Here is a 20,424-nt window from a genome sequence, read left to right as displayed (position 1 = left end):
CGCGACCTCCCAGGAATCCCATGGCCGACCCCCTGCTCCAGATCGAAGGACACGAGAAGCGCGACACGGAGGCGCCGGCGCGTCCGCCGTGGATCCGCGTGCGCCTGTCCGCGGATCCCGAGGTGGAGAAGACGCGCGCGCTGATGCGCCGACTCGAGCTCCATACCGTCTGCGAGGAGGCGGCCTGTCCGAACCTCTCCGAGTGCTGGAGCGAGCGGCACGCCACGGTCATGATCCTGGGCTCGGTCTGCACCCGTGCCTGCGCGTTCTGCAACGTCGACACGGGGATGCCCGACGCGGTCGATCCCCACGAGCCGGAACATCTTGCGACGGCCGTTGGAGAGCTCGGATTGCGTCACGTCGTGATCACGAGCGTGGATCGGGACGACCTGCCGGACGGGGGCGCGGGTCAGTTCGCCGAGTCGATCACGCGCATCCGCGCGAGCGCGCCCGAGACCACCATCGAAGTGCTGACGCCGGATTTTCGGCGCAAGCCCGACGCGCTCGCGGCGGTGCTGGCGGCAGGCCCGGACGTCTACAACCACAATCTGGAGACGGTGCCGCGCCTCTACAAGCGGGTGCGCCCCGGTGCGGACTACCGCCATTCCCTCGCGCTGCTCGCGGAGGCGAAACAGCACCGCCCGACGGTCTTCACCAAGAGCGGGATCATGGTCGGGCTCGGCGAGGAACGCGACGAGGTTCGTCGGGTGATGGACGACCTGCGCGAAGCCGATGTCGACTTCCTGACCGTCGGGCAGTATCTGCGGCCGACCCCACGCCACGCCGCCGTCGAGCGCTACGTCCCGCCGGAGGAGTTCGAGGAGATCGCGGCGGAAGCCGACGCGCGGGGCTTCCTCGTCGTCTCGGCCACGCCGCTCACCCGCTCGTCGTACCACGCGGAGGCGGACTTCAGGCGGCTGCAGTCCGCGCGCGCTGCACGGCTCGGAAGCGCGTGAACGGAGCCGCTGCGGCCCGGAACGTCCGCGCTCGCGGCCGCCCGGGCGAGCCGTCGGCCTAGGCCGACGCGGTGGAAGACACCGGGGCCGACGCGTCGGCGCGGCGAAGGTCCTCCGGACTCGTCGGCGGCAGCCCGGCCTCCGCGGCGCGCTTCTGGCAAGCGATGTAGATCGCCTGCTCCGAGAGGCGCCGCCGCTCGATCCGACCGCCCTTGTTGACCGGATTGAAGAGCGGACCGGCCTCGGGGCCACGGATGAGGATCCAGCGCTCGAGCGCCCGACGGGCATCGTCGTTGGCGGCGAAGCGGCGAGGGGACCGGCTGGCTGCGCTCCGCACGAGCAGCACCCCGGTCGACAGATCGTAGTCGGCGAGTTCGAGGGCGACCGCTTCCGATCGCCTCAGGTTCGCGCCGTAGAGCAGGGCCAGGAGCGCCTCGTCGCGCGCGCCCGCCGGACTCGAGTCCCCGGAGCAGACCAGCGCGAGCTTGCGAAGCTCTTCGGCGCCGAGCCGGTGCTGCTTCCGCGGCGACGCACCGCGCACCGGCGGCAGATCGATTGCGCGTTGATAGGCCTCCGCCGACATCATGCCGCGGCGCCAGCACTGCTTGAGGACGCCGCGAAGCGCGGCCAGATGCTTGTTGGCGGTGGCCGGCGCGAGCGTCGATTGAAGCCGGGTGCGGAGCGCGGCGGTGTGCTCGATGCGCAGCATGTGCCACGGCAGGTCGTGCGGTCCGCAGCGACCCTCCGACGCCCACTTCGCGAGCTTCGTGAGCGCTTCCCGCATCGTGCGGCGGCTGCCTTTGCCCAGCTGCTCGAGGTAGGCCGCAGCCGGATCGAATCCGTTCGGGTTCACCCCCGCGCCGCTCGCCGCGCCGTCTTCGACGACGAGGGGGCGTTGGCTCCAACCCTCTGAATCTGACGTCATTCCTCGCTCCTCGATCGGGCGCCGACGATCGGTGGGCCCATTTCGGGACGGCAAGTCTGTTCCCGCGTGACCGGTTTCCCGAGGATCGGCGAGGGGACGACCCACCGGTATCGGGGAAAGCACGTAGTCGGCGCGTCGAAATGCCTCCGCGCAGCCCGCTCAGGAGACCGGCCGGTTCCGCCGACAAGCCGGTCATGACGAATCCGTTCTTTCAGCTCGGGGCGGCCTTCGCGGGCCTGGTGATCTTCTCCTTCATGGCCCTCGAGGGGAAGAACGTGGCGCAGGAGCTGGGCCTCGTCGAGGAAGACGAGCCCGTCCTCGTCTTCGAGATCCCCCACCCGCAGCACCTGGCGAGCGTCCGGCGCGCGATCGCCGACGAGCGCGTGCTCGAGGAGAAGGACAACGGCTTCTCCGTCCACGGCGGACGGGTCTACGTCCAGAACGTGGGCGAGGCGGGCGACTTCATCGAGCGGGGCGGCTGGGTCGACCAGCCGGTCCAGATCGTGGGGCTCGGCATGGACAGCGAGGACGAGGAAGGCGAAGGGCCGCGATCCTCGATGTCCCCCGAAGAGCGCCACGCGCGATTGCTCTCCCTCGTCAAGAAGCCGACCCTCACCCGCGGCGAGCAGATGTTCGTCCTGCAGGCGATGAACGACGGGATCGAGATCTAGTCGTTCGCGCGGATCAGTCCGCGGCGGTCGTCTTCAGCGCCGAGTTCTCGCGGTACCAGTCGATCGTGTGCTCGGCGTTCTGGCGCTCGCTCTCGAGGAATCGCTCGATCGCGGCGGCGAGTCTCGCGTCGGCCATGAAGTGGGCGCTGTAGGTCGGGCTCGCGTCGAAGCCCCGGACCTGCTTGTACTCGCCCCCGGCGCCCGGCTCGAATCGTGCGAGGCCGTGGTCGATGCAGTGCTCGACGGCGGCGTAGTAGCAGACGTTGAAGTGGAGGTGGCGGACCATTCGGGTCGCCCCCCAGTAGCGGCCGTAGAGCGCGTCGCCTTTTTCGACGTTGAACGTCCCCGCGATCTTCTCGCCTGCCTGCTCGGCCACGATCAGACAGAGCCGATCCTTCCAGCGATCGAGCAGCAGCTCGAAGACCTCGTGGTTGAGGTACTGCCGGCCCCAGGCGCGCTCGCGGATCGTCTGCAGGTAGAAGTCGAACATCGGCTCGACCAGCTCGGCGGTGATGTCGTCCCCGCGATACGTGCGGATCGTGACCCCCTGCTTCTCCATCTCTCGCCGTTCGCGTCGGACCTGGTTGCGTCGCTTGCTCCGAAACGCACCCAGATAGTCTTCGAAGGTCCCGTAGTCGTGGTTGTGCCAGTGGTACTGGAGACCGACCCGGGTATGGAATGCGACGTCTTCGAGGGCCTGCGCCTCCTCCGGATGACAGAAGTTCACGTGGACACTCGACAGGTCGTTGTCCCCACAGACTTGTCGGAGAGCCGCCCCGAGCTGGCGAATCCAGGTTCCGGGCTCCTCGCCCTCGGCGACCAGGAAGCGCGCGCCGGTCACGGGGGAGAAGGGCACGCCCACGAGGAGCTTCGGGTAGTACTCGATCCCGGCGCGGTAGGCGGCGTCGGCCCAGCTCCAGTCGAAGACGAACTCGCCTTCGCTGTTGCCCTTCACGTAGAGCGGGCAGGCGGCGACGATCCGATCCCCCTCGCGAGCCACGAGGGGGCGCGCGTCCCAGCCGGTGTGGCCCCCGACGGCGCCGGCTTCTTCGAGTGCGGCGAGGAAATTCCATTCGAGGAACGGCGATTCGTCGCCGACCAGCGCGTCCCACTCCGCCTGGGGGAGGCTCGAGACGCCGTCTTCGAGCTGGATCGTGAGCTGGGGAGCGCCATCGGACATGCGAAGCCGAGTGTAGCCGCGCCGATCGGCCTGCGAGGTGTCGGGCGCATCGGAAGGCTATGCTCCCGCCGATGATGTCGACCGTCCAGATGGCGGACCCCCCGGGCGGGGGCGAGCCGCCGAAGCCCTTCGACCCGTCCCGGAAACGCGAACGCGAGCGCGGCCTGGGCGTCAAGGAACGCGCGAAGTCCGAACGACCGCCGCGCTTCAAGGTCCTCCTGTACAACGACGACTACACGCCGATGGAGTTCGTCGTGCAGGTCCTCGAGAAGGTCTTCGGGAAGAGCCCGTCCGCGGCCACCCAGATCATGCTCCAGATCCACCGGGGTGGACTCGGCGTCGCCGGTGTCTACGTCCTCGAGGTCGCCGAGACGAAGTCGGCGACGGTCCATCGAATGGCGGAGGAGCGGGGCTATCCCCTTCGCTCAGGAGTAGAGAAGGAATGAGTTCGTTCGGGCGGGATCTCCAGCTCACCCTGCAGGCGGCGCAGCGCGAGGCGATCATGCGCCGCCACGCCTATCTCACGGTCGAGCATCTCCTCTACGCGCTGATCCACAGCGAGGACGGGGCGCGGATCCTGCTCCACTCGGGGGCGGACGTGGACCGGCTCCGGATCGAGCTCGAGCGCTTCTTCGACGAGGACCTCGAGGCGGTGCCCGGTGAGGACGAGATCGACCTGATGCAGACCCTCGCGTTCCACCGCGTGGTCCAGACGGCGATCGACCACACCCGGAATGCCGACAAGGACGAGGTCGAGATCAGCGACCTGATCGTCGCGATCTTCAACGAGCCGGACGCGCACTCGATGACCCTGCTTCGGGGGCAGGGCGTGTCGCGGCTCGACCTGCTCCGGTACATCAGCCACGGCGAGTCGAAGCTCGGCGACGGCGGCTCGCTCGGGGAGGGCGCGTCGGGCGGCTCGCCGATCCTCGGGGGCGATGCCGAAGGGGTCCCGGCGGATCCGCTCGCCGCCTTCGCCACGGATCTCACCCAGAAGGCGGCGGACGGGAAGCTCGATCCGCTGATCGGCCGAGGGCCGGAGCTCGACCGCGCGATCCACATCCTGGCGCGCCGTCGCAAGAACAACCCGATCTTCGTCGGCGAGACCGGCGTCGGAAAGACCGCCCTCGCGGAAGGGCTCGCGCTCCGCATCCACGAAGGGCGGGTGCCCGAGGACCTCGAGGGGACCGAGATCCATGCCCTCGATCTCGGCGCGCTGCTCGCGGGGACGCGCTATCGCGGCGACTTCGAGGAACGCTTCAAGGCCTTGCTGAAAGCGCTCGAAGAACGCGAACGATTCATCCTCTTCATCGACGAGATCCACACGATCCTCGGCGCCGGCTCCGCGCAGGGTACGACCGTCGACGCGTCGAACCTGCTGAAGCCGGGACTCGCGGACGGCACGCTCCGCTGCATGGGCTCGACGACCTACCAGGAGTACCGCCATTTCGAGCGCGACCGCGCGCTCTCGCGCCGGTTCCAGAAGGTCGACATCGAAGAGCCGACGCCGGAAGAGTGCGTCCGGATCTTGAAGGGGCTCGCGCCGCGCTACGAGGACCACCACGGCGTGCGGTATACCGCCCCGGCCCTCAAGGCCTGCGTCGACCTGGCCGTTCGCCACATCAACGACCGGTTCCTGCCGGACAAGGCCATCGACGTGATGGACGAGTGCGGCGCCGCGGTTCGGCTCCGGCCGACGGGCAAGAAGCGGCGCACCGTGGGCGTGAAAGACGTCGAACGGACCGTTGCGAAGATGGCCCGGGTGCCCCTCGAGACCACCGTCTCCGAGGAAGCCACCCGCCTCGAACGCCTCAAAGCGGACCTCAAGGAGGTCGTCTTCGGTCAGGACCGCGCGGTCGAGACCGTGGCGGCGGCGGTCAAGCGGGCGCGCGCCGGCATGGCCGGCCCGGACAAGCCGACGGGCTCCTTCCTCTTCGCGGGACCGACGGGCGTCGGCAAGACCGAGCTCGCCAAGCAGCTCGCGGAGACGATGGGCGTGCCCTTCCTGCGCTTCGACATGTCGGAGTACATGGAGAAGCACTCGGTTTCGCGGCTGATCGGCGCGCCGCCCGGCTACGTCGGGTACGACCAGGGCGGCCAGCTGATCGAGTCGATCCGCAAGCACCCGTACGCGGTGCTCCTCCTCGACGAGATCGAGAAGGCCCACCCGGACGTCTTCGACGTGCTGCTCCAGGTCATGGATCACGCGACCCTGACCGACAACCAGGGTCGCGAGGCGGACTTCCGGCACGTGACGCTGATCATGACGTCGAACGCCGGCGCCCGGGAGATGCAGACCCGCGCGATCGGCTTCACCGAGAAGAAGCGCGGCGACGGATCGCAGGAGATCGAGAAGCTCTTCAGCCCCGAGTTCCGCAACCGCCTCGACGAGGTGGTCCGCTTCGATCCGCTTCCGCCGGAGGTCATGGCGAAGGTCGTGGACAAGTTCGTCCTCGAACTCGAAGGTCAGCTCAAGGAGCGCAAGATCCAGATCGAGCTCTCGCCCGCGGCGCGCGAACGCCTCGCGGAGAAGGGCTACGACCCGGACATGGGCGCGCGGCCGCTCGGACGGATCATCCAGCAGGAGCTGAAGAACCCGCTGACCGACGAGGTGCTCTTCGGGAAGCTGAAGGGCGGTGGCAAGGTCGTCGTCGAAGTCGACGACGAGGGCGGGTTCACGTTCGTCTATCCCGAGGCGACGGGCCGCTAGATCCCGAATCGCCTCTGTACGTGGCGACGACGTCGCTCGATCTCTCGCCGACGGTCTTCGGCGGAGTACACGGGTGTCTCCGGGGGCAGGTGCTCACGCAGCGCCTCGAAGGGAACGAGGTCGAGTCGCGGCCACTCGTGTTCCGGGATCGCGACGCCTTGCACGCCATCGAAGCGCAGGAGAATGAAGCCTCGTTCCAGGCCGGTCGTGTCGAGCCAGTTCTGCACTCCGGGGTCGCGGTGGGCGATGACCATGCGGTAGGCACCGTCGCTGCTCTGGTGGGCCTGGTCGGCGGTCAGGCTGGTCTGCCGGTTCGCGTACTCGAGGGACGAGGTCCAGAGGTCCGTGAGCTGGACGCCCTGATAGTTTCCCGCCGCGGGCCACGTCGTGAGGATCAGCGCCTGGTCGGGGCCGAGTTCGAAGTTGCCGAGCGACATCAGTCGGCCCACGACGCCTCCGCTGGCGCCCGGATCCCAGGGCGCCGTGAGCGTATTCGGCTCCTTCAGCGTGTAACGCTCGCGGCCGAAGCGCGGCCAGAGGGGCACCACCGCCCGTAGGTTGCGCGCGGCACGCTCGAGCCGCTCCGCCATGACGTCGCTCGTCAGGCCGGGCTTCTGGTCTCCTTCGTGACCTGTGCGGTCGATGTGGACGTGGCCGATGTCTTCGGTCCACTCCCCGTAGATCTGCCGCACCATCACCATCGTCGCGTCGTCGGGGTTGGGGAGCCAGTTCGAAGGTTCCGCCGACTCGCTCCGGGCCTCGCCGCCGAGCGTGATTTCGAAGTGGCCCTCGGCGTCGGTGTGGATCGCCTCGTCGGGAAGCACACCGACGATCCGTCCGCCGCCCGGCATCCAAGGCAGCCCCGCGTACACCTGCACCTCGATGCGTCGCTCCCCGCGCTTCCGTCCCCAGATGCGATACGGGACGCCACCCCGGACCGGAGCGAAGAGGTACCGCTGGTCGGGATTGTCCGCGCCTTCGCGGATGCGGTGATCGACCACCCGGAAGAGCGGATGGTCGGGCTCCTGGAGCAGGTCGTCTTCGACGGTGCGCAACAGCATCTGCGCCCAGTAGAGGGCGCCGGCCGCACGGTGGCGGTCGTTGTCGAAGGCGGGGTCGGCTTCCACGGCGAGTGCCGTCTCCTCGAGCGCCGCGACGAAATCCCCGAACGCCGCTTCGAGCTTCGCGGACTCGGGCTCCGCGTGCGTCGCGCAGCCGAGCGCCGCGAGGAACACGGTCGAGGCCGCACCGATCAGGGGGGAGGTTCGTCGCATGGTTCTCCTCGCGTGAGGTCGGCTCGGTCGAGGCCGGTCTTCCGACGCTACACCGGCGGGCGAGGGGTCGCTGGCTCCAGCTCCCGCCACTTCCCCCGAACGAAGCTCACGCTCATCCAGATCGTTCGGGCGATGTGGTCGAAGATCAGCGTTGCCCAGAGCCAGACGATGTCCACCTCGAGCACGCCGCCGAGCAGGACGGCGACCGGGACGCGGATCCCCCAGTTGCCGATCGCCGCGCCGATCAGCGGCGTGACCGTGTCGCCGGCGCCCTTGTGTGCGCCGCCGAGCGTGAAGTGCATCTGCAGGAAGGGTTGTGCGAGGGCCAGGCAGAGCATGAACGGGGAGAGGGCGACGACGACCGCCTGGTCGTCGGTGAAGAGCTCGGCGAGGGCGACGCGCTGCCAGGCGCAGAGCAGGCCCAGCGGGATCGCCGTCGCGATCGCCAGCACGAGCGATCGCTTCGCGGCACGAAGGGCGCTCTCGCTCGACCGTGCGCCGAGGGCCTGGCCGACGATCGTCGAGCACGCCTGTGCGTAGCCGGTTCCGGGGATCCAGGAGAAGGAAAGGATCGAAACGCCGACGGTGTAGGCCGCGACGGCGAGGGTCCCGTAGTAGTTGGAGAGCACCCAGAAGTAGGAGAGCAGGCCGAAGTTCAGGACGATCCGTTCGGCGACGCCGGGGACCGAGATCCGCACGACTTCGCGTGCGATCGGATTCCCGCGAACGAGGTCGCGGAAACGGAGGGCCGTCGGTGCGTCCTTCGGCATGCGCAGCAGGACGAGGAGGAAGAGGACGAGGCCCACCGCCTGGCTGATCGCCGTCGCCAGTCCGGCGCCCAGGAGCTCCAGACGCGGGGCACCGAGCCAGCCGAAGATGAGCAGGCCGTTCAGGCCCAGCTTGGCCGCCGCGACGACCATCGCGATCACCATGGGCGTGCGCGTGTCACGGTTCGCGCGGAGCGCGCTCTCACCGATCATCGTGAAGGAGAGCATGAGCGAGGCGGCGACGGTCAGCTCGAGGTAGGGCGCAGCGACGCGAACCACGTCGGGTTGGGCGCCGAGCAGACCGAGGGCCTGTTCGCTCCCGAAGAAGAGGAAGGCCGCGTAGAAGAGCGTTACGGCGAACGAGACCTGGATCGATCCCGCGAAGGCGTGCCGCGCACGCTCGGGGTCCCGCGCGCCGATCGAGCGCGCCATCAGCGCCACGCAGGCGAGGCCGACCGCGAAGAGCGTCGAGTGGATCAGGTGGAAGAGCTGCGTCGCGTATCCGACCGCCGCGAGCGGCACGGCCGCGCCGCCCTCGTCGGCGAGCCGACCGATCATCATCCGATCGACGACGCCGGTCAGGTTGAGCAGGACCTGGCTCGCCATGACCGGCCACGCGAGGCGGAGCAGCTCGCGATACGAATCGCTTCCGGACGCCGGTGGACTCGGCTGCGCGGGTGGGGCGGCGGCGGCGAGGGAGGACGCGGGAACCGCCGGTCCGCCTTCGGGATCGAGGGGGTCGCCGGAGCGCTCGGCGACCGGTTGGCCTTCGCTCATGCGGGCCGCAGCTCGCGGGGCAGCTTGAAGCGGACGCCTTCGTCGACCTCCGGGAGGGAGTCGAGGACCGCCTCGCCGCCGGAGAAGTCGCGCAGATGCTGGATCACGCCCTGGACGAGGACGTCGGGCGTCGACGCGCCCGCCGTGATGCCGACGCACTCGATGCCGTCGAGCCAGCGGTCGTCGACTTCGTCCGCGGACTGGATCAGATAGGCGGGCACTCCGCGCCGGGAGGCGACCTCGACGAGCCGGTTGCTGTTCGAGGACGCGGGCGCGCCGACGACGAGGACGAGGTCGGCGTGCTCGGCGAGCTCCTTGACCGCGTCCTGGCGGTTCTGGGTCGCATAACAGATGTCGTCTCGCTTCGGCAGCACGATCTGCGGGAACTTGCCGGCGAGGGCGTCCATCACGTCGCGGGTGTCGTCGACGGAGAGGGTCGTCTGCGTCACGCAGCCGAGGCGCGCCGGGTTCCGGACCTCGAGGCACTCGACGTCTTCGACGGTCTCGACGAGGTGCATCGAGTCCGGAGCCTGGCCCATCGTGCCCTCGACCTCGACGTGCCCTGCATGACCGATCATCACGATCTCGAAGCCGTCGTCGACCATCCGACGGACCTCGTTGTGGACCTTGGTCACGAGCGGGCAGGTCGCGTCGATGGGGTGGAGGCGCTGGGTCTCCGCGCGGTCCCGGATCTCGGGGGAGACGCCGTGGGCGGAGTAGATGAGGACCGCCCCCTCGGGCGCGTCTTCCGGGTCTTCGATGAAGGTCGCGCCCTTGTCGCGGAGGCCGTCGACGACGTGGCGATTGTGCACGATCTCGTGCCGCACGTAGACGGGGCGGTCTTCCTGGGCGAGGGCGAGCTCGACGATGTCGATCGCTCGGTCGACGCCGGCGCAGAAGCCGCGGGGACTGGCGAGGAGAATGCGCATCGCGCGGGAGTCTAGCGGCCCTGCCGACGAGTACGCGGCGTCGCTTCCACGGGGCAGAAATTCCAGCGCGGATCGTTACACTCGGCGCTCCCGAGAATTGGCAGGAGGCATGTCGACATGTCGGACCTCGAAGCGTTTCGCGCGGAGGCACGCGCGTGGTTGGATGAAAACGCACCGGACGGCGTCCGGGGCATGAAGGCCGACGAGCTGAACGGCGTCTGGGGCGGCAAGCGCTGCGAGTTCGAGCATCCGGACCAGAAGGTCTGGCTCGAACGGATGGGCGCCAAGGGCTGGACGGCCCCGACCTGGCCCGCGGAGTACGGAGGCGGCGGTCTCTCGAAGGAAGAGGCGAAGGTGCTCTCCCAGGAGATGAAGGCCCTCGACCTCCCGCCGGCGCTGATCGGCTTCGGTCTGACGATGATCGGTCCGACGCTCCTTCGCTTCGGAAACGAAGACCAGAAGCAGCAGCACCTGCCGAAGATCATTCGCGGGGAGATCCGCTGGTGCCAGGGCTATTCCGAGCCGGGGGCCGGTTCGGACCTGGCCTCGCTCCAGACGAAGGCGGAGCGCGACGGCGACGAGTTCATCATCAACGGGACGAAGGTCTGGACGAGCTACGCCGATCAGGCGGACTGGATCTTCGCGCTCGTCCGGAACGACAACTCGGGCATCAAGCAGGAAGGCATCACCTTCATCCTGATCGACATGGACGATCCGGGCGTGAAGGTGAGCCCGATCCTGCTGATCTCGGGCAAGTCGCCGTTCTGCGAGACCCACTTCACCGACGTGCGCGTTCCGGTCGAGAACGTGATCCACGAGATCGGCGCGGGCTGGACGGTCGCGAAGGCGCTGCTCGGGCACGAGCGCACGATGATCGCGGACACCTTCGGCTCCTCGTCCGGTGGGACGCGCAAGCCCGGTGAGCGCAGCTTCCTCTCGACCCTCGCCGTCGAACGCGTCGGCGAGCGCGACGGGAAGATCTCCGACCCGGTGATCCGCGACGACGTGGCGCGAATGGAGATGGAGACGAAGGCGTTCGGGCTCACGACCCAGCGCACGGCGGACGCGGCGAAGGCCGGCCATCAGCCGGGGCCGGAGAGCTCGATGTTCAAGCTCTACGGAACCGAGCTCAACAAGACGCGCATGGAGCTGATGGTCCGGATCCTCGGCCCCGACGCGCTCGGTTGGGAAGGCGACGGCTTCGACGAGTTCGCGCTCGACACGACGCGTGACTGGCTCCGAAGCCGCGGCAACTCCATCGAGGGCGGGACCTCCGAGGTCCAGCTGAACGTCATCGCGAAGCGCGTGCTCGGCCTGCCGGCTTGAGCCTCCCATCACGCGACCCGAGCCTGCCGGCTCGGACGCGAGGAATCCTCCCATGCAATTGATCCTGGACGAAGACCAGCAGATGATCGCGCAGACGGCGCTCGACTTCGTGGACGAGCACTCCCCGGTCGCGCGCTTCCGCGAGCTGCGCGACAGCGGCGCGGAGCTCGGCTACTCGGCCGACCTCTACAGGGAGATGGCCGGCCTCGGATGGACGGGCATTCCCTTCGACGAGAAGGTCGGCGGGGCGGGCATGGGCTTTGCCGAGCTCGTGCTGATCGTCGAGGCGCTCGGTCGCAAGCTCGCCCCCGAGCCCTTCCTGGGGGGCGTCACGATGGGCGGCTCCGCGCTGGCCCTCGGCGGCAACGAGGCGCTCGTTTCGGCCTGGCTGCCGAAGGTCGTCGACGGCTCCAAGGTCGTCGCGTTCGCGCACCAGGAGAAGAACTCGCGCTACGACGCGTACGCGATCGCGACCCGCGCCGAAGCGACCGAAGGGGGCTACCGCCTGACCGGCGAGAAGGTGCAGGTCCTCGACGCGGTGGGCGCCGACGCCGTGATCGTGCCCGCGCGCGTCGCCGGAGAGAGCGGCGACCGCGACGGCATCACGCTCTTCCTCGTCGAGTCCGGCGCCTCGGGCCTGTCGGTCACGCGACAGACCCGCGTCGACCACCGCAACGCGGCGATCGTGAGCCTCGACGGCGTCGAGGTGACGGGCGCGTCGGTCCTCGGAATCGAAGGGCAGGGCGCCGACCTGATCGACGCCGTCCTCGACCGCGCGATCTGCGTGCTGACCGCGGAGATGCTGGGCGGAATGAGCGAGGCCTTCGATCTGACCGTCGAGTACCTCAAGACCCGCGAACAGTTCGGCGTGAAGATCGGGTCCTTCCAGGGACTCCAGCACCGCGCGGCCGAGGTCTTCTGCGAGATCGAACTCGCTCGCTCCTGCGTGATGGCCGCGGCTCGGGCGCTCGATGCGGGCGCCCCCGACGCGACGAAGCTGGTCAGCCTCGCGAAGGCGAAGTGCTCGGACGCCTACCTGCTCGCCGCGAACGAAGGCGTACAGATCTTCGCGGGCGTCGGCATGACCGACGAGTACGACATCGGCTTCTACCTGAAGCGGGCTCGCGCGGCGGAGCTCACCTTCGGCGATTCCGCGTTCCACCGGAACCGCTGGGCGGAGCTGGGGGCGTATTGAACCCCCGCGACCGTTTTCTCCGCACTTGTCGGGGTGAGGAAGTCGATCGACCGCCGGTCTGGCTGATGCGCCAGGCGGGGCGCTACCTGCCCGAGTACCGCGCCGTCCGGAAGGGCGTGACGTTCCTCGAGATGTGCGCCGACGTGGAGCGGGCGGTCACCGTATCGCTCCAGCCGATCGATCTCGTCGGGGCGGAGGCGGTGATCCTCTTCCAGGACATCTTCACCCCGATTCCGCCGATGGGCGTGGATCTCGATTTCGCCCCGGGACCCGTGATCGCCGACCCGATCCGGGAGGCGGAGCAGATCGAGAAGCTCCGGGTGCCGGATCCCCGTGAGACCGTGCCCTTCGTCTTCGAGATCATCGGTCGTCTGCGCGAAGCCCTTGCTTCCCGGGACGTCCCGCTCCTCGGTTTCGGCGGCGCGCCCTTCACGTTGGCCGCCTACCTGATCCAGGGCAGCGGCTCGAAGGACTTCTCGATCCTCAAGGCGATGCTGCAGACGCGGCCGGACGAGGTCGAAGCGCTGCTCGAGAAGCTGACCGCCCTCACGATCGACTACCTGAAGGCCCAGATCGAGGCGGGGGCGGAAGCCGTCCAGCTCTTCGACACCTGGGCGGGGCTCCTTGATCCGGCGGCCTACGAACGTTGGGTGCAGCCCTATCACGAGCGGATCGCGGCCGCGCTCCGGGACGAGCCGGCGCCGATGATCCTCTACGTCCAGAACGGCTCCCACGTGGTCGACCGGATCGCGGAGGCCGGCGCCGACGTGATCTCGCTGGACTGGCGCGTGCGCCTCGGTGACGTGGCGAAGGCCCACGGCCACGCGGTCAGCCTCCAGGGCAACCTCGATCCGTGCTGGCTCCACGCCCCGCGCGAGCGGATCTTCGAGATGGTCCGCGAAATGGCCGAAGCCGCCGCCCCGGCGCGTGGCCACATCCTGAACCTGGGCCACGGCTGCCTGCCGGATACGCCGGTCGAAGGGGTCAAGGCGTTCACCGACGCGGCCCGAGCGCTCTCTCGCTGATCGCGGCCGTCGTTGCTTGACCGCCGTTCGCGGCCATGGACGTCCGCAGTGGATGGCTCGCTTCGCCAATGAACGCGCCGCTGTCGCTTGTCCGCCGTTCGCGGCCCGTGGACGTCCGCAGTGGATGGCTCGCCCCATAGGCGGGGCGTGTCCGCATCCCGCGCCACGTGCTGACCATCCGACCCACCGAATACCCTGGCGGCTGGGCTGCGCTTGATTCCACGGCGGCCGCCCCCGAGCCACTCACTCCCGCCAAAGCAAGACGACACGTCCCAGCTCCGCGTTCGATCGAGAAAACCGAGCAAGCGCGTATCCCCTGCGAGCAACCCCATCCGAGGGAGCGAGGCGGGGTGTCTCGCGGCGAAATAAAGCGCAGGCCCGCACTCCATTCCCGCTAGCGGGTCGGACGACCAGCTAGCTTCACGGGATCGAAGACGCCCCGACTACGAAGGCCGAGCCATTCGCCGCGGGGCGCACCGTCTCGCGACCGCGGCTCGGCATCCATCGGCCGACGGATGCGCACGTCGACTACCGTCCTTCGCTCGAGGCTCGGATCCAGCCGGCTACGCCCTCCGCGAATCCGCGATCGCCGTTCGGGCACGGGGAGAGCCAGAGGGCGTCGCCGCCGTCTTCGGTCCACTGCTCGCGCAGCCGGATGCCGATCTCTTCGAGGGTTTCGAGGCAGTCGGCGACGAAGGACGGACAGAACACCGCCAATCGCTTCACGCCCCGTTCGGAAAGGGTCGGGAGGACCTCGTCCGTGAAGGGGCGGATCCACGGGCGGGGGCCGAGGCGGGACTGGAAGGACACGCTGTACTGGTCCGGCTCGAGGCCGAGCGCAGCGCCGAGCGCTCTCGCCGTTCCGTAGCACTGGGCCCGGTAGCAGCGCCGGAGGCTCGGGCCGGGGGCGTCGCAGCATCCTTCGCTCGAGAGGCAGTGGCGCTTCGTCGGGTCGCTGGCCCGGATCTGGTCCTCGGGCAGGCCGTGGAAGCTGAAGAGGACGTGATCGGCGCCGAAGGCCGCGAGGTCCGGGCCGGCGAAGGTCGCCCAGGGCTCGATGAAGCCCGGGGCGTCGTGGAAGGCGCCGAGGATCTCGATCGGCGGGAAGTCGCCGCCCGCGTCGAGAACGCGCATCACTTCGGCGGAGACCGAGGCGGTCACGCTCGAGGCGTACTGCGGAAAGAGCGGGAGGACGACGATCCGGTCGGCGCCGGCCGCCTCGAGGGCCGCCAATCCGCCCTCGATCGACGGGTTGCCGTAGCGCATGGCGAGCTCGACCTGATAGTCGCCGCCGAGCGCCTCGGCCACGCGGGCCGTGAGGGCTCGGGAGTGGACGAGCAGTGGGGATCCCTGGTCGGTCCAGACCTCGCGATACGCGGCGGCGGACTTCGCCGGGCGGGTTGGGAGGATGACGAGGTTCAGCAGCAGCCAGCGCAGAGGCGCCGGCAGCGTCAGGACACGGCGATCGCCCAGGAATTGACGCAGATATCGGCGGACGGGCGCGGTCTCCGGCGCATCCGGCGTTCCGAGGTTCACGAGCAGGACGCCCGTCAGGGGGCGGGACTGCGCGGGCGAGGACATGGCGGACAGACTCGATTCGCGCCCGTTCCGGCGCCGTCCTGGCGGGGAAGGGGCGAGGGGGTTCGCTCCAGGGTGAAAATCCGACCCGAACTCGAATGTGACCATCCGTCCGATCGGTACAATCCTCACTGCGTTCAGTGAGGAACGGAAATATACTATTCCGAATCGGTGCTGACTCGGACGAACGAGCTTCTTGCGGACAGGGGGGACGCGCCCCCCCACTCGCGCCAGCTCGGACCGGTCGGGGGATGGGGGAACATGGCGACGGTCCTGATCGTCGAGGACGAGGATTCGCTGCGGGAGACGCTGAGTCGCTACCTCGTTCACGAGGGCCACGAGGTGATCGCGGCCGCGTCCGGATACGAGGCGCTCGAGGCCGGATTCGACGCCGAGCCCGACGTGCTGATCGCGGACTGGATGCTGAAGAACCACATCCACGGCCTGCACGTCTCCGAGGTCTTCCGCGCACTCCACCCGGGCCTGAACACGATCCTGATCACGGGATTTCCCTCGCGCGACCTGCTCGAGGAGTCGGACCGCTGCGGCGTGTCCCGACTGCTCGAGAAGCCCTTCGACCTGAAGGACCTGCAGGACGCCGTCGACGTCGCGCTGACCGATGCCTCGACCCGGGAGGATCTCGGACCGCCGATCGCGGCGATCGCCGTCGCGGCGGACGGTCGACTCGAGTTCGCTTCGAGCCGGGCGGTCGAGCTGATCCGGCAGCACGGCCTCTCGCACGAGGTGGCGACCCTCGCCGAGCTGATCGAGGGAGACGTCGCGTCCCTGCTGGCGCGCTCGGAAGACGAGTGGGTCGAAGCGCGGACGCGCAACGCGAACGAAGACGTCTGGCTCATGCGAGCCCGCCGGCGTCCCGGACAGGTCGGCTGGCTCGCGGTCTTCTGTCCGCTCGAAGAGGAGCAGCGTCGCAGCGATCCGCGCGTGCGGATCCTGCTCGACGTGCGATCCGGGATCACGAACCGCACCCTCGAAGACCACGGGCCGGTGGTCGTCGTCGAGCGGGACGGCGTGGTGCGCCGGCTCCTCGTGAGTCAGATCGAGCGGGTCGGTGCCATCTGCTACCCGAGTGACGATCTGCCGAGCGCGCTCCGTCTGCTCGCGGCGGAGCCCCGCGCGCGGACGGTGCTCGTCGACTTCGCTCTCGCGGGTGCGGACATGGCCTCGTGGGTCTCGCAGATCCGGGCCGTGCGCCCGGACGCCTCGATCATCGGAACCGGCGGCGTCGGCGCCGAGGCAGACCTCCTCTCCCAGGGCGTGGCCTCGGTGTTGCGAAAGCCCTGGCGCATCAACGACCTGATGGACGCGATCGAGGGCGGCCGTTGATCTCGTCAGTCGGCGCTGCGCGCCTCTCGACGCGCGCTTCGCGGCGCGCGTCTTGCGCTGGCGGCGCCATGGTGGGCGCCGGCGGCGCCGGCGCGGTTCGCTAGCCGTTGGTTCGGTCGAAGCCGCCTCGGGTGATCGAGAGGGCCATGTACCAGGCGGGGTACAGCAGGGTGATCTCGACCAGCAGGTAGGGGGCGGTGGCATCGGGGACGACGACGCAGGCGGCGAGGGCGGCGGTCCAGACGATCGCGCCGACGCCGAGCCAGACGCGGAGCCGCATCGGCTCGACCTTGCTCGGGTAGAGGTATTTCATCGGAATGAAGACCGCGACCGAGAGGAGGGCGACCCAGACGGTGCCGCCGACGGGCCCGACGTCGAGCAGCCAGAGGTACATCGCCAGGATGTTCCAGTACGAGGGGAAGCCCAGGAAGAAGTCGTCGGCGGTCTTCGCGTCCTCTCGCGAGAAGCCGTAGGCGCTGGCCAGGAGCGGGGCCGCGAGCCAGGCGGGATGCGCCACGAGTCCGGCGCCCCAGAGAAAGAAGACCGGGACCACCACGAAGTTCAGGTAGTCGACGATGTCGTCGAGACGGCGGCCGTTGATCTGGGGCGTGTGGACGGCGACCTGGGCCGCCCGCGCGAGGGTTCCATCGATGCCGTCGACGAAGAGCGTGGTGAGCATGAGCAGGCAGGCGATGTCGAAGCGATTCGACGCGACGGCGAAGAGCGCGAAGGTGCCGAAGACGGCGCCGCTGGCGGTGAGACCGTGAACGAGCCAGGCGACGAAGCGGCCTCGTGCACTCTCCGGCGCACCCGTGGCCTTCCGAACGGCCATCGGCGGGGCGCCCGACCTGCCGGGCGCCGTGATTTCGGGATTGTTCGAGGGCTCGTTCGGGCTCACGCGACCTCGGAGCATATCAGAGTGGCTATGCTCCGGATTCGAGCCGTGAGGTTCGTGGCGGGAGTCGCGCGAAGACGCGCGGACAGGGGCAGGAGGGACGGATCAGACGATGAGCGCAGCCGAATCGCGTGCGGAGCTCCGGGTGCGTCCGACCCGCCTCGAGGCCGCCCTCGACTGGGCGCAGGGCCTCGCTCCGTCTCCCCTGCGAATCGCCAGCTCGTGCTGTGGGATGGCGATGGTGGCAGGCGGCGATCCCTTCGAGACGCTCGGTGCAGGGCCGCCTGCGGTCTCGGCGCGCGCCGCCGATCTGCTCATCGTGGCCGGAACGATCACGCGACGGCAGGCTCCCCTTCTCGAAGCCATCTATGAGCGGATGCTCGAGCCGCGCTGGGTGATCGCATGGGGTGCCTGTGCGATTTCCGGGGGCGCGTATCGGAACTATGCGACGGTGCCGGGGCTCGAGACCCTGCTGCCGGTGGATCTCGTCGTGCCGGGCTGCCCGCCCGAGCCGACGGCGATTCGTGATGCACTCGAATGGCTCAGAACGGGCCGGGCCAGGCGCCGCGCCGAGGGGGCGCGATCGTCAAGAGATCCGGCGGACTGGCCGATCTTGAGGGACGACGGACCCGTTCATGGCGGGATCGCGACGACCCAAGAGGGGAATGGTTGATGTCGATCGAGGTGGAACTTCCGTCGCTCGGAGAGAGCGTTTTCGAAGGGACCGTGTCCCGCTGGCTGGTCAGCGAGGGCGAGTGGGTCGAGGTCGACCAGCCGCTGGTCGAAGTCACGACCGACAAGGTCGACGCCGAGATCCCCGCGCCCCATGCCGGCGTGGTCGAGGCGATCACCGTCGCCGAGGGGGACGTGATCGAGGTCGGCGCCGTGCTCGCGCGGATCGATCCCGACGGCAAGCCGACCGCGGCGCCGGCCGCCGCCGAGCCCGCTGCGGTGCCGCCGCCGGTGGCCCCGCCTGCGTCGGTCACCTCGGCCCCGCCGCCCGTCGCGGAGGCCGCGCCGCCGGCGACGCCGGTCGCGCGCCGGGTCGCCGAGGATGCGTCGATCGACCTGCGCGACGTCGAGGGGACGGGGAGTGCCGGGCGCGTCACCAAGGACGACGTGCTCCGACATCAGTCGGCCGCTCCCGCAGCGGCCGCGCCGGCCCAGCAGGCGCCGGTCGTGCCCGCGTCCCCGGCGCCGCCGGCCGCCGCCGCGCCCGCTCGGCGTGCGCCCGCCCCGAATGCATTCGGCTACGAGCTGCAGGAGGGCGACCGGGTCATCCCGATGTCGCCGATGCGCAAGATCATCTCGGACCACATGGTCTACTCGAAGCGGACGAGCCCCCACGTCGGCACCGTCGCCGAGGTCGACCTGTCCGCGGTCGTGAAGCTCCGGAACCAGCACAAGCGCTCGTTCCAGGAGAGCTACGGCAAGCCGCTCACGTTCCTGCCCTTCATCGTGAACGCGACCGTGCGCGCGCTCCGCGAGTACCCGGCGCTGAACGCGTCGGTCGTGGAGGACGCGATCATCGAGAAGCAGGACATCCACGTCGGTGTCGCCACGGAGACCGAGAAGGGTCTCGTCGTGCCGGTGGTGCGCCACGCGGACCGGCTCTCCTTGGCCGGGACGGCAATGGCGATCGACGATCTCGCCACGCGCGCACGAAACCGGAAGCTCTCCGCCGACGACCTCAAGGGCGGAACGTTCACCGTCTCGAACCCCGGGCGCCAGGGCAACCTCTACGGCTTCGCGATCATCAACCAGCCACAGGTCGGGATCCTGCGGATGGGCGAGATCGCCAAGCGCGCCGTCGTGCGGTCCCTCGACGGCGAGGATGCGATCGTGATCCGGACGATGATGTTCCTCGCACTCTCCTACGACCATCGCGCCGTCGATGGCGCACCCGCGAACGGCTTCCTGTACCGCATCCGCGAGCTCCTCGAGGCCGGGGACTTCGATCTCTAGGTCGGTCTCCCGGCCGCGGGCGCCTGCTTCGGGAGGGCCGGTGTCCTCGCAAGTGATCCAGATCGAATGGCTCGGCGCCCTGCGCTACGGCGACGGGCTCGCGCTCCAGGAGCGCGCCGTGGCGGACCGGATCGCCGGGACGGCCGCGGACCGGGTGCTGCTGCTCGAGCACCCGGCCGTCGTGACGCTCGGTCGAAGCACCGACCCCGACAACCTTCGTCTCTCTCCGGACGAGCTGCGCGAGAAGGGGATCGACGTCTTCGAGGTCGGGCGCGGAGGCGACGTGACCTACCACGCGCCGGGGCAGCTCGTGGGCTATCCGATCCTCGATCTCGATGCCCAGGGTCGAAAGGACGTGCACGTCCATCTGCGACGGATCGAAGCCGCGCTGATGGAGGCGGCCGAGTCGTACGGGATTCCGTGCCGTCGCGTCGAAGGGCGGACCGGCGTCTTCGTCGATCGCGCGCGCAGTGCCGAGCCCGACGGCCCCGATCGGAAGATCGCCTCGATCGGCGTCGGTGTGCGCAAGTGGGTGACGTTCCACGGATTCGCGCTGAACGTCTCGATCGACCTCGCGGGCTTCGACGCGATCGTGCCCTGTGGTCTGCAGGACGTGGAGATGACCAGCGTGGCGCGGGAGCTCGAGCGGGAAGGGCGCCCGGCCCTGTCCGACGAGATCGTTCGCGACGCGGTCGCGGCGTCGCTGGCTCGATGGCTCGGCCCGGAGGCGCCCACGGCCGAGTGAGCCGCGATCCGGCGCGGTGCGGTGCAGTTCGGTCGGGTGCGGCGGGTTCCTCGATCCCGGGACGGCGCTCCTCTATCCTCGGCGCGATGCCTGCAGGGGTTGTCGTCGTCAAACGCGCTCGCCGTCGCTCGTTCGCGCTGCTCTGGGCCGCGCTTGCGTGGC

The 20,424-nt window shown here is 69.3% G+C and carries 17 protein-coding genes and 1 pseudogene; 11 read left to right on the top strand and 7 right to left on the bottom strand.

The window, feature by feature from the left end:
• Positions 1-20 precede the first annotated feature (20 nt).
• Positions 21-920 (top strand): annotated as a pseudogene (lipA, locus tag NXI30_23735) (lipoyl synthase).
• Positions 921-1,014: 94 nt separating this feature from the next.
• Here lipA and NXI30_23730 read toward each other — a convergent pair.
• Entirely contained in the window at positions 1,015-1,881 is an 867-nt protein-coding gene (locus tag NXI30_23730) for a tyrosine-type recombinase/integrase (protein ID MCR9097240.1), read from the bottom strand.
• Between the two features lie 194 nt (positions 1,882-2,075).
• Here NXI30_23730 and NXI30_23725 point away from each other — a divergent pair, with 194 nt between their 5' ends.
• Complete coding sequence (locus NXI30_23725) at positions 2,076-2,552, top strand: hypothetical protein (protein ID MCR9097239.1); 477 nt, start codon at positions 2,076-2,078, stop codon at positions 2,550-2,552.
• Between the two features lie 13 nt (positions 2,553-2,565).
• On the opposite strand, the gene NXI30_23720 is transcribed toward NXI30_23725, so the two are convergent.
• A complete protein-coding gene (locus tag NXI30_23720; protein ID MCR9097238.1) occupies positions 2,566-3,732 on the bottom strand; it encodes a GNAT family N-acetyltransferase in 1,167 nt (388 codons plus the stop codon).
• 74 nt (positions 3,733-3,806) lie between these two features.
• Here NXI30_23720 and NXI30_23715 point away from each other — a divergent pair, with 74 nt between their 5' ends.
• Both NXI30_23715 and clpA read left to right on the top strand, forming a co-directional pair.
• Positions 3,807-4,178 (top strand): ATP-dependent Clp protease adaptor ClpS, encoded by a 372-nt coding sequence (locus NXI30_23715; protein MCR9097237.1) that lies wholly within the window; start codon positions 3,807-3,809, stop codon positions 4,176-4,178.
• Positions 4,175-6,442 (top strand): ATP-dependent Clp protease ATP-binding subunit ClpA, encoded by a 2,268-nt coding sequence (gene clpA, locus NXI30_23710; GenBank protein ID MCR9097236.1) that lies wholly within the window; start codon positions 4,175-4,177, stop codon positions 6,440-6,442. Before NXI30_23715 ends, clpA begins: the two co-directional genes overlap by 4 nt.
• On the opposite strand, the gene NXI30_23705 is transcribed toward clpA, so the two are convergent.
• The 3 genes from NXI30_23705 to ispH are packed head-to-tail and all read right to left on the bottom strand — an operon-like array spanning position 6,439 to position 10,189.
• A complete protein-coding gene (locus NXI30_23705) occupies positions 6,439-7,716 on the bottom strand; it encodes a DUF1214 domain-containing protein (protein MCR9097235.1) in 1,278 nt (425 codons plus the stop codon). The two genes, clpA and NXI30_23705, sit on opposite strands and share 4 nt — an antisense overlap.
• Positions 7,717-7,763: 47 nt before the next feature.
• A complete protein-coding gene (locus NXI30_23700) occupies positions 7,764-9,260 on the bottom strand; it encodes an MATE family efflux transporter (GenBank protein MCR9097234.1) in 1,497 nt (498 codons plus the stop codon).
• Entirely contained in the window at positions 9,257-10,189 is a 933-nt protein-coding gene (ispH, locus tag NXI30_23695) for a 4-hydroxy-3-methylbut-2-enyl diphosphate reductase (protein MCR9097233.1), read from the bottom strand. Before ispH ends, NXI30_23700 begins: the two co-directional genes overlap by 4 nt.
• Positions 10,190-10,306: 117 nt before the next feature.
• On the opposite strand from ispH, the gene NXI30_23690 reads away from it, so the two are divergent.
• The 3 genes from NXI30_23690 to hemE are packed head-to-tail and all read left to right on the top strand — an operon-like array spanning position 10,307 to position 13,735.
• Entirely contained in the window at positions 10,307-11,515 is a 1,209-nt protein-coding gene (locus NXI30_23690; GenBank protein MCR9097232.1) for an acyl-CoA dehydrogenase family protein, read from the top strand.
• A gap of 52 nt (positions 11,516-11,567) precedes the next feature.
• Positions 11,568-12,710 (top strand): acyl-CoA dehydrogenase family protein, encoded by a 1,143-nt coding sequence (locus NXI30_23685; GenBank protein MCR9097231.1) that lies wholly within the window; start codon positions 11,568-11,570, stop codon positions 12,708-12,710.
• Positions 12,707-13,735, top strand: coding sequence for a uroporphyrinogen decarboxylase (hemE, locus tag NXI30_23680; GenBank protein ID MCR9097230.1), 1,029 nt, complete (start codon positions 12,707-12,709; stop codon positions 13,733-13,735). Before NXI30_23685 ends, hemE begins: the two co-directional genes overlap by 4 nt.
• A gap of 528 nt (positions 13,736-14,263) precedes the next feature.
• Here hemE and hemH read toward each other — a convergent pair.
• On the bottom strand, positions 14,264-15,316 hold the full coding sequence (gene hemH / locus NXI30_23675; GenBank protein MCR9097229.1) for a ferrochelatase: 1,053 nt from the start codon (positions 15,314-15,316) through the stop codon (positions 14,264-14,266).
• A 258-nt stretch (positions 15,317-15,574) separates the two neighbouring features.
• Here hemH and NXI30_23670 point away from each other — a divergent pair, with 258 nt between their 5' ends.
• A complete protein-coding gene (locus tag NXI30_23670; protein ID MCR9097228.1) occupies positions 15,575-16,657 on the top strand; it encodes a response regulator in 1,083 nt (360 codons plus the stop codon).
• A 100-nt stretch (positions 16,658-16,757) separates the two neighbouring features.
• Here the strand turns inward: NXI30_23670 and NXI30_23665 are convergent, their stop codons facing one another.
• Positions 16,758-17,489 (bottom strand): CDP-diacylglycerol O-phosphatidyltransferase, encoded by a 732-nt coding sequence (locus NXI30_23665; GenBank protein ID MCR9097227.1) that lies wholly within the window; start codon positions 17,487-17,489, stop codon positions 16,758-16,760.
• 175 nt (positions 17,490-17,664) lie between these two features.
• On the opposite strand from NXI30_23665, the gene nuoB reads away from it, so the two are divergent.
• From nuoB to lipB, 3 genes are read left to right on the top strand one after another with little or no spacing between them, the layout of a single operon-like run.
• Positions 17,665-18,225 (top strand): NADH-quinone oxidoreductase subunit NuoB, encoded by a 561-nt coding sequence (gene nuoB / locus NXI30_23660; protein ID MCR9097226.1) that lies wholly within the window; start codon positions 17,665-17,667, stop codon positions 18,223-18,225.
• Positions 18,225-19,517, top strand: a complete 1,293-nt coding sequence (locus NXI30_23655) for a 2-oxo acid dehydrogenase subunit E2 (protein ID MCR9097225.1) — start codon at positions 18,225-18,227, stop codon at positions 19,515-19,517. Before nuoB ends, NXI30_23655 begins: the two co-directional genes overlap by 1 nt.
• Before the next feature lie 40 nt (positions 19,518-19,557).
• Positions 19,558-20,262, top strand: a complete 705-nt coding sequence (lipB, locus tag NXI30_23650) for a lipoyl(octanoyl) transferase LipB (protein MCR9097224.1) — start codon at positions 19,558-19,560, stop codon at positions 20,260-20,262.
• The last annotated feature ends 162 nt before the right edge of the window (positions 20,263-20,424 follow it).

Source organism: bacterium (assembly GCA_024742285.1).
In the GTDB taxonomy this organism is placed as follows: Bacteria; Myxococcota_A; UBA9160; order UBA9160; family UBA4427; genus UBA4427.
The sequence above is the reverse complement of the archived record's forward strand: the minus strand, read 5'-3'. Positions and strand labels throughout refer to the sequence as shown.

What these genes read in the sequence shown, in the direction of transcription:
- NXI30_23670 (MCR9097228.1), top strand. Translation starts at nt 15,575, where the DNA reads ATGGCGACGGTCCTGATCGTCGAGGACGAGGATTCGCTGCGGGAGACG.
- nuoB (MCR9097226.1), top strand. Translation starts at nt 17,665, where the DNA reads ATGAGCGCAGCCGAATCGCGTGCGGAGCTCCGGGTGCGTCCGACCCGC.
- NXI30_23705 (MCR9097235.1), bottom strand. Translation starts at nt 7,716, where the DNA reads ATGCGACGAACCTCCCCCCTGATCGGTGCGGCCTCGACCGTGTTCCTC.
- NXI30_23655 (MCR9097225.1), top strand. Translation starts at nt 18,225, where the DNA reads ATGTCGATCGAGGTGGAACTTCCGTCGCTCGGAGAGAGCGTTTTCGAA.
- NXI30_23665 (MCR9097227.1), bottom strand. Translation starts at nt 17,489, where the DNA reads ATGGCCGTTCGGAAGGCCACGGGTGCGCCGGAGAGTGCACGAGGCCGC.
- NXI30_23730 (MCR9097240.1), bottom strand. Translation starts at nt 1,881, where the DNA reads ATGACGTCAGATTCAGAGGGTTGGAGCCAACGCCCCCTCGTCGTCGAA.
- NXI30_23685 (MCR9097231.1), top strand. Translation starts at nt 11,568, where the DNA reads ATGCAATTGATCCTGGACGAAGACCAGCAGATGATCGCGCAGACGGCG.
- NXI30_23720 (MCR9097238.1), bottom strand. Translation starts at nt 3,732, where the DNA reads ATGTCCGATGGCGCTCCCCAGCTCACGATCCAGCTCGAAGACGGCGTC.
- ispH (MCR9097233.1), bottom strand. Translation starts at nt 10,189, where the DNA reads ATGCGCATTCTCCTCGCCAGTCCCCGCGGCTTCTGCGCCGGCGTCGAC.
- NXI30_23725 (MCR9097239.1), top strand. Translation starts at nt 2,076, where the DNA reads ATGACGAATCCGTTCTTTCAGCTCGGGGCGGCCTTCGCGGGCCTGGTG.
- NXI30_23700 (MCR9097234.1), bottom strand. Translation starts at nt 9,260, where the DNA reads ATGAGCGAAGGCCAACCGGTCGCCGAGCGCTCCGGCGACCCCCTCGAT.
- clpA (MCR9097236.1), top strand. Translation starts at nt 4,175, where the DNA reads ATGAGTTCGTTCGGGCGGGATCTCCAGCTCACCCTGCAGGCGGCGCAG.
- NXI30_23715 (MCR9097237.1), top strand. Translation starts at nt 3,807, where the DNA reads ATGTCGACCGTCCAGATGGCGGACCCCCCGGGCGGGGGCGAGCCGCCG.
- NXI30_23690 (MCR9097232.1), top strand. Translation starts at nt 10,307, where the DNA reads ATGTCGGACCTCGAAGCGTTTCGCGCGGAGGCACGCGCGTGGTTGGAT.
- hemH (MCR9097229.1), bottom strand. Translation starts at nt 15,316, where the DNA reads ATGTCCTCGCCCGCGCAGTCCCGCCCCCTGACGGGCGTCCTGCTCGTG.